The following is a 14,352-nucleotide window of genomic DNA, read 5'->3' as shown; positions in this document are numbered from 1 at the left end:
GTGGTTGGTCGCGCCGTTCCCCGCGCCCCTGACGGGGGTCTGCTGTGCGCTGTTCTCCGCGCGTGCGTCGTGGTTGCTCGCGCCGTTCCCCGCGCCCCTCACGGGGCTTCCCCGCGCCCCTGACCCGCGCCCCTCACGGGGCTTCCCCGCGCCCCTGACCCGCGCGCCTCACGGAGTTTCCCCGCGCCCCTTCCGGGCGCGGGGAACCGTGAGTCAGGCCGTCAGGAACTTCTCCAGGGCCTCTACGACCATCCTGTGGTCCTCGACCTGGGGGAGGCCCGAGACGACCACGGTGCCGATGACGCCCGCGTCCGTCACCGCGATCGGGAACGCGCCGCCGTGGGCCGCGTACGTGTCGGGGTCCAGGCGCGAGGAGTCCTCGAAGGTCGTGCCCTTGGCGCGGAAGCGCGAGCCGACCAGCAGCGAGGAGCACCCGTACCGCTCGACGACGCGCCGCTTGCGGTCGATCCAGGCGTCGTTGTCCGGGGTCGAACCCGGCAGCGCCGCGTGGAAGAGCTGCTGGCCGCCACGGCGGATGTCGATGGCGACCGGCGCCTGGCGCTCGCGGGCGAGTTCGACGAGCAGGGTGCCGAGGGCCCAGGCGTCGTCGTGGGTGAAACGCGGGAGCGTCAGCCGGCGCTCCTGCTCCTCGAGCTCGGCGATCTCCGGTGCGACGGGCGCGTTCACAGGGACACCACCACGGACTCGCGGGCGGAGCGGCGGGCCGCCTCCAGGACGTCGAGCGCGGCGGCGGCCTCGTGGGCGGTGACCGGGTTCGGGGCGCCGTCACGGATGGCGGCGGCGACGGCCGCGTAGTACGCCGGGTACGTGCCCGGGACCGTCGGCTCGGGACGGCCGCCACCGGTCAGCGGGGACTCGCCGGAGCCGACGCGGCCCCACAGGGCCTCCGGCTCGACGCCCCACGCGGCACCGGCGCCGGGGCGCTTGCCCTCGCGCAGGTCGGCCTCCTGCGGGTCGAGGCCGTACTTGACGTACCCCGCCTGCGAGCCGAGGACCCGGAAGCGCGGGCCGAGCTGGGCGGTCGTCGCGGTGACGTAGAGGTGGGAGCGGACCCCGTTCTCGTGCGTGATCGCGATGAACGTGTCGTCGTCGGTCAGCGCGCCCGGACGGCGGACGTCCGACTCCGCGTACACCGAGGCGGCGGGGCCGAAGAGGACGAGCGCCTGGTCGACGAGGTGGCTGCCGAGGTCGTAGAGCAGACCCCCGATCTCCGCGGGGTCGCCGGACTCGCGCCAGCCGCCCTTCGGCTGCGGGCGCCAGCGCTCGAAGCGCGACTCGAAGCGCCAGATGTCACCCAGCTCGCCGTCGGCGAACAGCTTGCGCAGGGTCAGGAAGTCGTTGTCCCAGCGGCGGTTCTGGAAGACGGAGAGCAGCAGTCCGCGCTCGTCGGCCAGGGCGGCCAGCTCGCGGGCCTCCGCCGCCGTGCCGGCGATGGGCTTGTCCACGACCACGGGGAGGCCGGCCTTCAGGGCGGCGGTCGCGATCGGGACGTGGGTTTTGTTCGGGGACGCGATGACGACCAGGTCGAGCTCGTCGGCGCGTGCCAGCAGGTCTTCGGGGGTGGCGGCGAAGCGGAGATCGTCGCCGAACTCGGCGCGGGCCTGTGCCTGGCGCTCCGGGTTCGAGGTGACGACGGTGTCGAGGGTGAGCCCCTCGGTCGTGGCGATCAGCGGGGCGTGGAAGACGGAACCCGCGAGGCCGTAGCCGACGAGACCCACGCGAAGGGGCGTACCAGTACCAGTCATGCCTGTCATGCCTTCTACTTTCGCAACGCTGTTGCCAAAGTGCAAGCGCGGGGGACAATGGGTGATGTGAACAGGACCGATGCGGGTGGGGCGGGGAAGCAGGGGAGCCCCGGGAATCCAGGTGTACCCCGGACTTCCGGAGTTTTCGCGGACCAGGGTGGGAGTGCGGCTCCCGGTGTCTTCGCGGACCAGGGCGGGGGCGGGACCTCCGGTGTCTTCGCGAACCCGGGTGTCCCCGGGAGCCGGGGCGGCGGAGGTGGCGGCGGTGTCGGCGCGGGCGCCGGGGCCGTCGGGGTCAACCTGCCTGCCTTGCGCAGTCACAACGCCGCGCTGGTGCTCGACCTGCTGCGCACGGCGGGAGCCTCCGGCATCAGCCGTCTTGAGCTCGCCGAACGGACCGGGCTGACCCCGCAGGCGGTCAGCAAGATCACCGCGCGGCTGCGGGCCGACGGCCTCGCGACGGAGGCGGGGCGCCTCGCGTCCACGGGCGGCAAGCCCCGTACGGTGCTGCGGCTCGTGCCCGAGGCCGGGCACGCGGTCGGGCTGCATCTCGACCGCGACGAGCTGACCGCGGTGCTCTGCGACCTCACCGGGGCGGTGGTGGCCGAACGGCGCGCCCCGCTGGACCTGGGGGCCGGGGCCGCAGCGGTGGTCGAGGGCGCGGCCGGGGAGGTCTCGGCCCTGCTCGGCGGGGTGTCGCCGCTGGGTGTGGGGGTCGCCCTGCCGGGGCCGCTCGACCACACCCTCGGGGTGCTGCACCGGGTGACGGGATTCCCCGAGTGGGACGGGTTCGCCCTGCGGGACGCGCTGGCCGGGCGGCTCGGGCTGCCGGTGGTCGTGGACAAGGACACCAACGCGGCGGCGCTCGGGGTCGCGGTGGGCACCGGGGCCCGGTCCGGCTCCGGCCTCGCGGGCGGCGGGTCCTTCGCATATCTGCATCTCGGTACGGGTCTGGGTGCCGGGCTCGTGATCGGCGGGGCCGTGCACCGGGGCGCCCGTACCGGGGCCGGGGAGTTCGGGCACCAGGTCATCCAGCTCGACGGGCCGCTGTGCGAGTGCGGGAACCGCGGGTGCATCGAGGTGCTGTGCCTGGACGCGGTGGGGCGGGGGACCGTGGCCGAGGCGGCCCGGGTGCTGGGCGCCGGAGCGGCGAACCTGGTGGGGCTGCTCGACATCGACCTCGTACTGCTGGGCGGTCGCACGGTGGCGGCCCACGAGGAGGTCTTCCTCCGGGGTGTCGGGGCCGTGCTGGAGGAACGGGCCCGGCGTGAGGGGGGCGGCGCGGCGGTGCCGGTCCGGGTGGCTCCGGGCGGGGCACGAGGGGTGGCCGAGGGCGCGGCCCAACTGCTCCTGGCTCCGCTGTTCGGGCGCGGGGAGGGCTGAGCGGGTCGCGTCCGGCGGGGCGCCGCGCCCGCGTGGGCCGAGCGGGGCGTCGTTCCTGTCGTGCGTGCTTCGCGCCGGGCGGCTTCGGTCGTGCGGCTTTGCGCCGGGCTGCTTTGCGCCGGGCGGCTTCGTGCCGGGCGGAGGGAGGCGGCTGAGCGGGTCGGTGCCCCGCGGTGTTCGCGGGCCCGGGCCTCGGTTCATGGGCCCAGGCCTCGGTTCGCGGTCACGCGGGTCGTCCGCGAAGTGGCGGGCGCGTCGATGCCCCGCGGTGTTCGCGGGCCCAGGCCCCGGTTCATGGGCCCAGGCCTCGGCTCATGGGCCCGGGCCTCGGTTCGCGGTTACGCGGGTCGTCCCCGAGGGGGCGGACAGGTCGTCCCTGGAGTGGCGGACGGGCCGGTCCCGGGGAGGCAGGGCCCGTACCCGGGATCCTTTGCCGGGCCCGGACCCGGGATCCTTCGTCCGGCCCGTACCCGGGATCCTTCGTCCGGCCCGTACCCGGGACCTTCCTCAGGCCCGTACCCGGGATCCTTCGCCGGCCCCGTACCCGGGACCCCTCGCCGCGCGGTGCCGCCGGACGGTGGGACTTGTGGGGCCGAACGGGGGTGACTCCCCGTTCGGCGGTCCGATGGAAGGGGTGCGGCGTGGCAGGGTCACGGGGCCATTGCCGGTGACCGACCGACGCATTCGACCCTCCCGATCCACGCCCCCTCCCGATCGGCCAAAGGCTCCTCATGCGACTGCGTACCTCTCATCCGCTCGCTCCGACCGCCCTCGCCCCGACCGCTCTCGCGCTGTTCGTGACGCTCACGTCCGCCCCCGCGCAGGCCCTGGAGGCCCGCCCGGACTGTGTCTCCTCCGACACCCACGACTTCCCGATCAAGACCCGGATCCACGGCGGCCCCGACGCCTACCAGGCGGGCGGCGGCTCCGGGACCTGGTACATCGACCTCACCAACACCACGGCGCACCCCTGCGGCGCGATCCACCCGGTCGTCGTCCTCGTGGACGAGAAGCGGACCCTGCGGCCGGATCAGGCGCGGCTGGAGTTCTACGAGGGCGAGCGGGCCCACGCGGTGCGGTTCGAACGGAGCGACCAGGAGGAGAACGTCGGACCGTTCGACGACGGCTTCCCCGGGTTCACCGTCGCCCCCGGCCGCACCCTGACGGTGAAGGTGCGGCTCTCCCTGGCCTCCGGCGCGAGCGCCCCGAACGCCGTCGTCGCGAACGCGGCCGTGGTGCAGAAGCACGACGACGACGGCGACTGGGTGGGGGAGTCGAACGCCTACCGCTTCCGGATCGAGGGCGCCGTCGGGGACCGGGACCCCGAGGCGGGCAAGGAGACCGGCACGGGGGAGGACCTGGGCGGTACCGGGGACACCGGGACCGACGCCGGCGTGAGTCCCGGCGCGAGCGAGGACCCCGGAGCCGCGGCTCGTACGGGCACGGACAGCGGGACCACCGCCGGGACCGCTACGACCGCACCGTCCGCCGACGTGCTGGCCAGCACGGGACCGGGCAGACCGAACCGGCCGGCGCTGGCCGCGCTGGCCCTCGCCCTCGTCGCCCTCGGCACCGGACTGTTCGCCCTGGCCCGCTGGATGCGCCCGCGCCGGCGCTGACATCCGGAGCGATCCCGGCGCCGACGCCGGAAGCCGACCCGCCCGGCGGTGGTGTCCGGCGCCGGCGTCCGGGGGCGCCGCACCTGGCGGCGGTGCCCGACGCGCCGTCTGCGACGATCGTTTCCGTGGACTATCCGAACGACCAGGACCCCGGCGCCCCCGTCCGCTCCGGTATTCCGGAGCACGGCCGCATCCCCAAGTACTACGCGGTCAAGGCGCACATCGCCCGGCTCGTCGAGGAGCTGGGCGAGGGAGGGCTCCTGCCCACCGAGCGCGACCTCTCCGAGAAGTACGAGGTCGCCCGCGAGACGGTGCGCCAGGCGCTCCGTGAGCTGCTGCTCGAAGGGAAGCTGCGCCGGCAGGGCCGTGGCACGGTGGTCGCGGGTCCCAAGCTGGAGCAGCCGCTGTCGCTGGCGAGCTACACCGAGGGCGTACGACGGCAGGGACGCACCCCCGGTCGCACGCTGGTCTCCCTCGACCGCTTCCCCTGTCCGGAGCCCCTCGCCGCCGAGGCCGGGCTGAGACGCGGTGAGCCGGTCTGGCACATGGAGCGGGTGCTGCTCGCGGACGACGAACGGGTCGGGCTGGAGAGCACCTACGTCGCGGTCGGCCGGGTCCCGGACCTCGACCGCGACTTCGACCCCGACTCCTCGTTCTACGCGTACCTCCACGACCGGCTCGGAGTCGCGTTCGGCGACGCCGACGAGCGGATCGAGACCGTACTGGCCACTCCGCGCGAGGCGCTGCTGATCGGGACCCCTCCCGCGCTGCCGATGCTGCTGATCCACCGGATCTCGCGGGACACCCGGGGGCTGCCGCTGGAGCGAGTGCGGACGCTGTACCGGGGCGACCGGTTCTCCTTCACCGCGCGTCTCGGTGGCTGAACCTCGTCGGTGAGGCGGGCTCCGGCCCGCCTCTTTTTATAACGTGGAGATAACGGGTCTAGCCCAAACGTGATGGGCAGTTCATCATTCGGTTGCCGGACGGACCCTCCCGATTCCCCCGTCCCGAGGAGCGTTGCCGTCGTGAGAGTGATAGTCGTCGGAGCCGGCGTGGTGGGAACCCTGCACGCCTGGCATGCGGTGGAGCGCGGCCACGAGGTCGTCCAGATCGAGCGTGAGGCGGAGGCCCGCGGGGCCTCGCTGCGCAACTTCGGACAGATCTGGGTCAGTGGACGCGCCGGAGGAGAGGAGCTGGAAACCGCCCTCAGGGCACGGCGGTTGTGGGAGGAGATCGGGGCGAGCGTCCCCGGCCTCGGCTTCCGGGCGTGCGGGTCGCTGACCCCCGTGCGCAACCCGGGCGAACTCGCCGTCGCCGAGGCCGCCCTGGCCCGGGACGACGCCGCGGCCCGGGGCTACGAACTGCTCACCGCGGACGAGGCGCGAGCCGTCAACCCCGCGCTGCGCGGCACCTTCGAAGCGGCCCTGTACTGCGAGCGGGACGCGGCCGTCGAGCCGCGCACCGCCCAACTGGCCCTGCGGGAAGCACTGCTGAAGTCACCGAACTACACCTTCAGGCCGGGCCGGGAGGTCCGCGAGGTGATCGGCGAGAACGCGGTGCGCGACGACCACGGGGACATCCACACCGGCGACGCCGTGGTGCTGTGCACGGGAGCCTGGCTCGGCGGCCTCGTACGCGAACTGGCGGGCCCCGACCTGCCCGTGCGGCGCGTCCGGCTGCAGATGATGCAGACCGACCCGCTGGGCGAGCCGCTGACCACCTCGGTCGCCGACGCGGACAGCTTCCGCTACTACCCCGCGTACCGGAGCGCGGCGCTGGACGAGCTCAACGCCCTTCAGCCGCAGGCGCCGACCGCCGCCGAACACCGGATGCAGTTGCTCATGGTGCAGCGCGCCGACGGCGGGCTCACCATCGGCGACACCCACGAGTACGAGCACCCCTTCGCCTTCGACACCCTCGAAGACCCCTACGACCACCTCGCCGAGGTCGTCGAATCCTTCCTCGGCCGCCCGCTGCCGAGGATCCGGCGCCGCTGGGCCGGGGTGTACGCGCAGTGCACCGACCCGAGCCGGGTCGTGCACCGCCAGCAGGTGCGGGACGGGGTGTGGCTGGTCACCGGGCCCGGTGGGCGCGGCATGACCTGCTCACCCGCGATCGCGGAGACCACCGCCGACGAGCTGGGATGGTGACCGAGTTGAACGACATACGACTTGTGGTGCTCGACATGGCCGGCACCACCGTCGCCGACGGCGGCCTCGTGGAACGGGCCTTCGCCGCGGCCGCCGCGGAACTGGGCGTCGAGCCCGGCTCCGCCGACCACGCGGCGAAGCTCGACCACGTACGGGCCACCATGGGCGAGTCCAAGATCTCCGTGTTCCGGCACCTGTTCGGTGAGGAGTCCCTCGCCCGGCGCGCCAACGCCGCCTTCGAGAAGGCGTACGGGGAACTCGTCGACGAGGGGCACATCGCGCCGGTCGCCGGGGCCCGCGAGGCGATCGAGGAACTCCAGGGCGGCGGCCGGACCGTCGTCCTGACCACCGGGTTCGCCCGTGTCACCCAGGACGCGATCCTCGGCGCTCTCGGCTGGACCGACCTGGTGCCGCTCACGCTGTGCCCGGCGGACGCCGGAGGCCGCGGACGCCCGTACCCCGACATGGTGCTGGAGGCCTTCCTGCGCACGGGGGCCGCGGAGGGGGTCCGGCAGATCGCCGTCGCCGGCGACACCTCGTACGACATGCTCAGCGGGGTACGCGCCGGGGCGGGTGTCGTGGCCGGTGTGCTCACCGGGGCGCACCGGGAGGAGGCGCTGCGCGGCGCCGGGGCCGGACACGTGCTCGGCTCGGTCGCCGAACTCCCGGCGCTCCTCGCCGACGCGGCCGTCGGAGCCGGGCGATGAGCGGCGGCATCCGCTTCGACCGGGTCTCCGTCGCCTACGACGGCACCACAGTGCTCGACTCCCTCGACCTGGCCGTCGAACCCGGCGAGGTGATGGCCCTGCTCGGACCGTCGGGCTCGGGGAAGACCACCGCGCTGCGGGCCGTCGCCGGCTTCGTGCGGCCCGCCGCCGGGCGTGTGTTCATCGGCGACCGCGACGTGACCGAACTGCCGCCGCATCGGCGGGGGATCGGCATGGTTGTCCAGCAGTACGCGCTCTTCCCGCACATGCGGGTCGAGGACAACGTCGCCTTCGGCCTCAAGGCGCGCGGGATCTCCAAGGGCGAGATCCGCGATCGGGTGGCCGAGACGCTGGAGATGACCGGGATGTCCGCGTACGCCCGGCGCCATCCGCGCGAGCTGTCCGGCGGGCAGCAGCAGCGCGTCGCCATAGCGCGGGCGCTCGCCATCCGGCCCGGGGTCCTGCTCCTCGACGAGCCGCTGTCCGCGCTCGACGCCCGGCTGCGCTCCGGGATGCTCGTCGAACTCGCGCGGCTGCACCGGGAACTGCCGGACATGTCGATCCTCTACGTCACCCACGACCAGGTCGAGGCGCTGACGCTGGCCGACCGGATCGCCGTCATGGACAAGGCGCGGCTGCGGGACGTCGGCACACCGCGGGAGCTGTACCGGGCGCCGCGCACCGAGTTCACCGCGGCCTTCGTGGGCGAGGCGAACCTGCTGCCGGTACGGGTGACGGTGGACGGAGTCACCTTCGCCGGGACCGAGTTGAAGGTGCCGACCGGGGATGCCGTCGAAGGCGCGGGTGCCACGTTGTGCGTACGGCCGCACCTCGTCGGACTCGGCGCCGGCCCCAACGTCCTCAACGGGCGTCTGGCCGACGTGCAGTGGCGCGGTGCGACCCATCGCCTCCACGTCGACGTGGGCGGCCACCGGGTGATGGCCGATCTGCGGGAGCTGCGCACGGCCCCCGCGCCGGGCGACCTCGTCGAGCTGCACTTCGCACCGGAGGACGCCGTCCTGCTCGCCGCGGGGGTGACCGATGGGTAGGCCCGGTGAGCCCGTGATCACGGACGGCCCGGCGTCGCCGGCCGTGCCCGACCTCCCCGGAGCGCCCGGCTCCGCCCGGACAGGGGGCACCCCCGCCGCCGAGCGGAACGACGGACCACGGCGGGTGGAGGGGGGAGGAGGCCCCCGGCGCCGGCCCACCGCCGCGCTGTGGGCCCTGCCGCCCGTCGCCGTCCTCGGCCTCGTCTTCCTCTACCCGCTCGCCCTCGTCGTCCGGCAGTCGTTCCGGCCCGAGACCGGGGGGACCTCGGCGCAGGCCTACGGCGACGTGTTCGCCTCCACGGCGTTCCGGGAGGCGCTCGGGACCACCGTATGGCTGGCGGTGGGGTCCACGGCCGGCTGTCTGGTCCTCGGGTTCGCGCTCGCCCTGGTCATCGCCTTCGTGCCGTTCCCCGGAGCCAAGGCGGTCGCCCGGTTCATCGACGTGTTCCTGTCCTTCCCGTCCTTCCTGATCACGCTCGCCCTGCTGTTCGTGTACGGGACGGTCGGCATCGCCAACGGGCTCTGGACCGGCGCCACCGGGGCCGCCGAGGGCCCCTTCCGGTTCCTGACCACACCGTGGGGAGTTCTGCTCGCCGAGGTCACCTACTTCACCCCGTTCGTGATGCGGCCCCTGCTCGCCGCCTTCTCGGGGATCGACACCCGGCAGCTCGAAGTGGCCTCCTCACTCGGTGCGCGGCCCGCGCGGATCGTGCGGCAGGTGATCCTGCCCGAGGCGCTGCCCGCGCTCGCGGCCGGCGGCAGCCTCGTCCTCGTGCTCTGCCTGAACGAGTTCGGGATCGTCCTGTTCACCGGGGCGAAGGGGGTCACGACCCTGCCGATGCTCGTCTACAGCAAGGCGATCCTGGAGTCGGACTATCCCGGAGCCTGCGTCGTCGCCGTCGTCAACGTCCTGATCTCCGTGGGTCTCTACGGTCTCTACCGGGTGGTGAGCCGCCGTGCTGGTGCATAGCCGCAAGGGCAAGTGGGCCGTCTGGGCCGTCTTCCTCCTCCTCTTCCTGCCCCTGTTCGCCCTGCCGCTGCTCGTCGTGCTCGCCGCGTCCTTCGCCACCAACTGGTCCGGCGTGCTCCCCTCCGGCCTCACCACCGGGCACTACGCGGCCGCCACCCGGGGCGAGTCCCTCCACGCCCTCACCACCAGCCTGGTCACCGCGGTCACCGCGAGCCTGCTGGCGCTGCTCGTCGGCACCTGGGCCGCGCTCGCCGGGCACGCCCTGGGACGGCGCGGCAGGCGTGTCCTCGACACCCTGTTCATGCTGCCGGTCGCGGTGCCCTCCGTCGTCGTCGGGCTCGCGGTCCTGGTCGCCTTCTCCCAGCCGCCGATGCTGCTCAACGGCACCCGGTGGATCGTCTTCCTCGCGCACGCCGTTCTCGTCACGGCGTTCGCCCACCAGTCGGTGTCGGCGGCCGTCGTCCGTCTCGACCCGGCCTACGAACAGGCCGCCGCCTCGCTCGGCGCCCGGCCCTCGACCGTGCTGTGGCGGGTGCGGCTGCCGCTGCTGCTGCCCTCGCTGACCGCCGCCGCGGGCCTCTGCTTCGCCCTGTCCATGGGCGAGTTGAGCGCCACCATGATGCTCTACCCGCCCGACTGGACCCCGCTTCCCGTCCAGATCTACGCGGCCACCGACCGCGGCGCCCTCTTCACCGGGTCCGCGCTCGCCGTGGTCCTCATGACGGCGACCGTGCTCGTCCTGTCCGCCGTCTCCCGGATCCGCACCAGGGCCACCTACCGCTGATCCGTCCGCCCGCCCCACCCCCAAAAGCCCTGACAACGCAAGGAGTTCATCTCGCCATGCCCGCACACGCGCCCTCCCGGCACCTCACTCCGATCGCCGCCGTCATCGGCGCCCTCGCCCTCGCCGGCTCCCTCACCGCCTGCGGCGGGGACTCCGCGGCCTCCGACGCCAAGGTCGTCACCGTGTACAGCGCGGACGGCCTCAAGGGGGAGAACGGGGACGGCTGGTACGACCGGGTCTTCAAGGACTTCGAGAAGCAGACCGGGATCAAGGTCGAATACGTCGAGGGAGGCTCGGGCGAGATGGTCCAGCGGGCCGTCCGCGAGAAGACCAACCCGCAGGCGGACGTCCTCGTCACGCTCCCGCCGTTCATCCAGCAGGCCGACGGCAAGGGGCTGCTCCAGAAGTACTCCCCCAAGGGCTCCGACCAGGTCGACGGGGCCGACAAGGCCGCCGACGCGACCTGGACCTCCGTCGTCAACAACTACTTCGGCTTCGTCTACAACAAGAAGGAGCTGAAGCAGGCGCCCACCACCTGGAACGAGCTGCTCGAGGGGACGTACAAGAACAAGCTCCAGTACTCCACCCCGGGCGTCGCCGGAGACGGAACCGCCGTGCTCATCAAGGCGATCCACGACTTCGGCGGCAAGGACGCGGCGCTCGCCTACCTGAAGAAGCTCCAGGCCAACAACGTCGGCCCGTCCGCGTCCACCGGCAAACTCGCCCCCAAGGTCGACAAGGGCGAACTGCTGGTCGCCAACGGAGACGTCCAGATGAACTACGCGCAGTCCAAGGACATGCCGAACCTGGGCATCTGGTTCCCGCAGGCCACCGGCGAGGCCGCCGACGCCGCCGGGAAGCCGACCACCTTCGCGCTCCCCTACGCCGCGGGCCTCGTCACCAAGGCGCCGCACTCCGCGAACGGCAGGAAGCTCCTCGACTTCATGCTGTCCGCCGCCGCGCAGCAGCAGGTCAGCGAGATCGGCGGCGGCTTCTCCGCCCGCAAGGACGTCAAGGCCACCGACGCGAACGCCATCGCGCTCACCGAGCTCATGGACGGCGTCGAGGTCTTCCAGCCGGACTGGTCCGACATCGACAAGAACCTGACCACGTACGTCGAGGACTGGAAGTCCGCCACCGGTAGCTGAACCACCCCGGCCGGACCCGGCCACCCGCGATGCCCCTGGAACCGCCGGGGGCATCGCCGTGCCCCACCGCGCCACCCTCGCTGTCCGTCCGTGCTCCACACCCTCGTCCCCCTTCCGGAGGATCACGTGTCGTCACGCATGTCCCGTCGCTCCCTGCTCGCCTCCGCGGCCGGTCTGGCCCTGGCCGCCGGCCCCCTCGCCTCCGTCGCCCGAGCCGCCGCCAAGACCCCCAAGGTCCTCGTCATCGGCCTCGACGGCACCCTGCTCGACCGCGTCAAGGACGCCGACGCCCCCAACCTCGACGCCCTGATGGCCGCGGGAGTCACCGCGCCCAGCAGCATCTACGCCAACCCGTTCGCGCCCACCCTCTCCGGCCCCGGCTGGTCCACGATCATCACCGGTGTCTGGCCCGACAAGCACAACGTCAAGGACAACACCTTCACCGGCCAGAAGTTCGCGCAGTACCCGGACTTCCTCACCCGGATCGAGACCGCCCGGCCGTCGCTGTCGACGTACGCGGTCTCCTCCTGGGCACCCCTGACCGACACGGTCTTCTCCTCCACGGTGGACACCCGTGTGTCCACCCCGAGCGCCGAGTACGACACCGGCACCACCTCGCGAGCGGTGGCCCGGTTGCGCGACGCCGACCCGGACGCGGTGTTCGTGCAGCTCGACAACGTCGACCACGCGGGCCACAGTTACGGCGCCGCGAGCCGGCAGTACCTGGACGCCATCCACGGCGTCGACACCCAGGTCGGTCAGATGGTCGCCGCGGTCAGGGCCCGCGCCACGTACGCCTCCGAGGACTGGCTGATCATGATCACCGCCGACCACGGGCACACCGACGCGGGCGGCCACGGCGGCTCCAGCACACCCGAGCGGCAGACCTTCATGATCGCGACCGGCTCGGCCCTGTCCGCCGGTTCGGTGCGTCACGACGTCAAGATGCCCGACGTCGCCGCCTCCGCCCTCGCCCACCTGGGCGTCGCGATCGACCCGGCCTGGGGTCTCGACGGGCGGCCCGTGCAGCAGCCCGTCCCGGACGACTTCGACACACTGCGCCCGCAGCTCGCCACCCGCGTCGACGAGACCGGCATCGGTGCCTCGGTGATCGGCTTCACGCACACTCCGCCGAGCGGCTGGTCGGTCGACAACTCCGCGATGGGCACGGGCGGGGTCACCGAGTGGCGCGGCTGGTCCTTCACCACGGACGAGTTCTGGACGAAGGCGCAGGCCGACCAGAACCGTGAGAGCAACGTCCGCGCGCGCAACGTGTTCGCGGTCGCCGACGGCGACGAGTGGCAGGACAAGGCGTTCTCGGGCACCTTCGACTCCACGCTCGTCAGCCCCGCGTACCCGGTCACCGGCGGCGCCGCCGCCACCCTCACCTACACCACCTACTACCGCCAGGAGTCCCCGCAGAAGGGCGAGGTGCTCGTCTCCTACGACGGTGCCGCGCCCGTCGGCGTGAAGACGTACACCGCCGACACGTCCTCCCGTGTGGAGAAGCTGACCCTCCAGGTCCCTGCCGGTGCCACGACCGCGCGCGTGCGCTTCCGCTACACGGGCGGCAACAACTGGTACTGGGTGATCGACGGAGTGTCGGTGAAACCGGTCTGACCGGACCGGCACCGCGAGGTCCTGACTAGGCTGAGGGCGTCGGCACAGTGTCGTTCCGGCGCCCCCGGATCGAGTGCGTACGTACGCCAGGACGGCAGGAGACCCAGCACATGTCAGAGCGCAAGCCGATCGATTCGTGGCTCACCGACATGGACGGTGTCCTCATCCACGAAGGTGTGCCCATCCCCGGCGCCGACGCCTTCATCAAGAAGCTGCGGGAGTCGGGGAAGCCGTTCCTGGTCCTGACGAACAACTCCATCTACACCGCGCGCGACCTGCACGCCCGGCTCAACCGCATGGGCCTGGACGTGCCGGTCGAGAACATCTGGACCTCCGCCCTCGCCACCGCGAAGTTCCTGGACGACCAGCGGCCCGGCGGCACGGCGTACGTCATCGGCGAGGCGGGTCTGACCACCGCGCTGCACGACATCGGGTACGTCCTGACCGACCACGAACCCGACTACGTGGTCCTCGGGGAGACCCGTACGTACTCCTTCGAGGCCATGACCAAGGCGGTCCGGCTGATCAAGGGCGGCGCCCGGTTCATCGCGACCAACCCGGACGAGACCGGCCCCTCCACCGAGGGCCCGCTGCCGGCCACCGGAGCGGTCGCCGCGCTGATCACCAAGGCCACCGGCAAGCAGCCGTACTTCGCGGGCAAGCCCAACCCGCTGATGATGCGGACCGGTCTGAACGCCATCGGCGCGCACTCGGAGTCCAGCGCGATGATCGGCGACCGCATGGACACCGACGTGCTGGCCGGTCTGGAGGCGGGGATGCAGACCTTCCTCGTACTGACCGGGCTGACCACCCCGGAGGAGATCGAGCGCTACCCGTACCGGCCGTCGAAGATCGTCGACTCGATCGCGGACCTCGTCGACCGCGTCTGAGCGGGCGTTCTCGCTTCCCGAGCGGGGCGGAGGCGGTTCCAAACCCCTGGTGGCGCGCAGGGACCCGTACGGAGCAGTGGCGGCCCGCTGAAGATGCGGGGCGCCCGGCCGGGGGGGGGGGTGGAGGTTTGTGGGGGGTTGTAGATGGGCGGCCTGGGCGGGACACACTGGGCCCGGGGGGGGGGGGCCGCCGCGGGGGCCGCCCGGGCGCGTGCGCCGCAGCGGGTGGCGACAAGCCCCCCCACGGCGACGAGGGCCGTGTGGGC

The 14,352-nt window shown here is 72.9% G+C and carries 13 protein-coding genes; 11 read left to right on the top strand and 2 right to left on the bottom strand.

Annotated elements, in window-relative coordinates:
• Window positions 1-213 precede the first annotated feature (213 nt).
• Window positions 214-687: a heme-degrading domain-containing protein gene (locus tag ACFRIC_RS26060; protein ID WP_382790043.1), complete on the bottom strand. Its 474-nt coding sequence runs from the start codon at window positions 685-687 to the stop codon at window positions 214-216.
• Window positions 684-1,775, bottom strand: a complete 1,092-nt coding sequence (locus tag ACFRIC_RS26055) for a Gfo/Idh/MocA family oxidoreductase (protein ID WP_382790040.1) — start codon at window positions 1,773-1,775, stop codon at window positions 684-686. Before ACFRIC_RS26055 ends, ACFRIC_RS26060 begins: the two co-directional genes overlap by 4 nt.
• Window positions 1,776-2,066: 291 nt before the next feature.
• Between ACFRIC_RS26055 and ACFRIC_RS26050 the strand changes: the two genes are divergently transcribed.
• The 11 genes from ACFRIC_RS26050 to ACFRIC_RS26000 all read left to right on the top strand — a co-directional run bounded on the left by ACFRIC_RS26050 (window position 2,067) and on the right by ACFRIC_RS26000 (window position 14,086).
• Window positions 2,067-3,149, top strand: a complete 1,083-nt coding sequence (locus tag ACFRIC_RS26050) for an ROK family protein (RefSeq protein WP_382790460.1) — start codon at window positions 2,067-2,069, stop codon at window positions 3,147-3,149.
• Between the two features lie 731 nt (window positions 3,150-3,880).
• Window positions 3,881-4,768 carry a hypothetical protein gene (locus ACFRIC_RS26045; RefSeq protein WP_382790037.1) on the top strand — a complete coding sequence of 296 codons (888 nt, stop codon included), beginning with the start codon at window positions 3,881-3,883 and terminating at the stop codon, window positions 4,766-4,768.
• A 125-nt stretch (window positions 4,769-4,893) separates the two neighbouring features.
• The gene (locus tag ACFRIC_RS26040; protein WP_382790034.1) at window positions 4,894-5,652 is read left to right on the top strand and encodes a GntR family transcriptional regulator; all 759 of its coding nucleotides are present in this window, start codon (window positions 4,894-4,896) and stop codon (window positions 5,650-5,652) included.
• Window positions 5,653-5,793: 141 nt separating this feature from the next.
• Window positions 5,794-6,918, top strand: coding sequence for a TIGR03364 family FAD-dependent oxidoreductase (locus ACFRIC_RS26035; RefSeq protein ID WP_382790032.1), 1,125 nt, complete (start codon window positions 5,794-5,796; stop codon window positions 6,916-6,918).
• Window positions 6,912-7,625: an HAD family hydrolase gene (locus tag ACFRIC_RS26030; protein ID WP_382790029.1), complete on the top strand. Its 714-nt coding sequence runs from the start codon at window positions 6,912-6,914 to the stop codon at window positions 7,623-7,625. Before ACFRIC_RS26035 ends, ACFRIC_RS26030 begins: the two co-directional genes overlap by 7 nt.
• Window positions 7,622-8,674, top strand: coding sequence for an ABC transporter ATP-binding protein (locus ACFRIC_RS26025; RefSeq protein WP_382790026.1), 1,053 nt, complete (start codon window positions 7,622-7,624; stop codon window positions 8,672-8,674). The genes ACFRIC_RS26030 and ACFRIC_RS26025 overlap by 4 nt, the downstream gene beginning before the upstream one ends.
• Window positions 8,667-9,644 carry a 2-aminoethylphosphonate ABC transporter permease subunit gene (locus ACFRIC_RS26020; RefSeq protein WP_382790023.1) on the top strand — a complete coding sequence of 326 codons (978 nt, stop codon included), beginning with the start codon at window positions 8,667-8,669 and terminating at the stop codon, window positions 9,642-9,644. Before ACFRIC_RS26025 ends, ACFRIC_RS26020 begins: the two co-directional genes overlap by 8 nt.
• Window positions 9,631-10,428 (top strand): ABC transporter permease, encoded by a 798-nt coding sequence (locus tag ACFRIC_RS26015; protein WP_382790020.1) that lies wholly within the window; start codon window positions 9,631-9,633, stop codon window positions 10,426-10,428. The genes ACFRIC_RS26020 and ACFRIC_RS26015 overlap by 14 nt, the downstream gene beginning before the upstream one ends.
• 56 nt (window positions 10,429-10,484) lie before the next feature.
• A complete protein-coding gene (locus ACFRIC_RS26010; protein WP_382790018.1) occupies window positions 10,485-11,576 on the top strand; it encodes a 2-aminoethylphosphonate ABC transporter substrate-binding protein in 1,092 nt (363 codons plus the stop codon).
• A 138-nt stretch (window positions 11,577-11,714) separates the two neighbouring features.
• Window positions 11,715-13,196, top strand: coding sequence for an alkaline phosphatase family protein (locus tag ACFRIC_RS26005; RefSeq protein ID WP_382790015.1), 1,482 nt, complete (start codon window positions 11,715-11,717; stop codon window positions 13,194-13,196).
• 110 nt (window positions 13,197-13,306) lie between these two features.
• Complete coding sequence (locus ACFRIC_RS26000; protein WP_355771953.1) at window positions 13,307-14,086, top strand: HAD-IIA family hydrolase; 780 nt, start codon at window positions 13,307-13,309, stop codon at window positions 14,084-14,086.
• Window positions 14,087-14,352 lie beyond the last annotated feature (266 nt).

This window comes from Streptomyces sp. NPDC056738, from assembly GCF_042790435.1.
Lineage (GTDB): Bacteria > Actinomycetota > Actinomycetes > Streptomycetales > Streptomycetaceae > Streptomyces.
The sequence above is the reverse complement of the archived record's forward strand: the minus strand, read 5'-3'. Positions and strand labels throughout refer to the sequence as shown.

Bases quoted from the DNA above. Each gene is read 5' to 3' on its own strand.
- ACFRIC_RS26055 (WP_382790040.1), bottom strand. From the start codon at position 1,775: ATGACAGGCATGACTGGTACTGGTACGCCCCTTCGCGTGGGTCTCGTC.
- ACFRIC_RS26045 (WP_382790037.1), top strand. From the start codon at position 3,881: ATGCGACTGCGTACCTCTCATCCGCTCGCTCCGACCGCCCTCGCCCCG.
- ACFRIC_RS26030 (WP_382790029.1), top strand. From the start codon at position 6,912: ATGGTGACCGAGTTGAACGACATACGACTTGTGGTGCTCGACATGGCC.
- ACFRIC_RS26025 (WP_382790026.1), top strand. From the start codon at position 7,622: ATGAGCGGCGGCATCCGCTTCGACCGGGTCTCCGTCGCCTACGACGGC.
- ACFRIC_RS26020 (WP_382790023.1), top strand. From the start codon at position 8,667: ATGGGTAGGCCCGGTGAGCCCGTGATCACGGACGGCCCGGCGTCGCCG.
- ACFRIC_RS26010 (WP_382790018.1), top strand. From the start codon at position 10,485: ATGCCCGCACACGCGCCCTCCCGGCACCTCACTCCGATCGCCGCCGTC.
- ACFRIC_RS26005 (WP_382790015.1), top strand. From the start codon at position 11,715: ATGTCCCGTCGCTCCCTGCTCGCCTCCGCGGCCGGTCTGGCCCTGGCC.
- ACFRIC_RS26000 (WP_355771953.1), top strand. From the start codon at position 13,307: ATGTCAGAGCGCAAGCCGATCGATTCGTGGCTCACCGACATGGACGGT.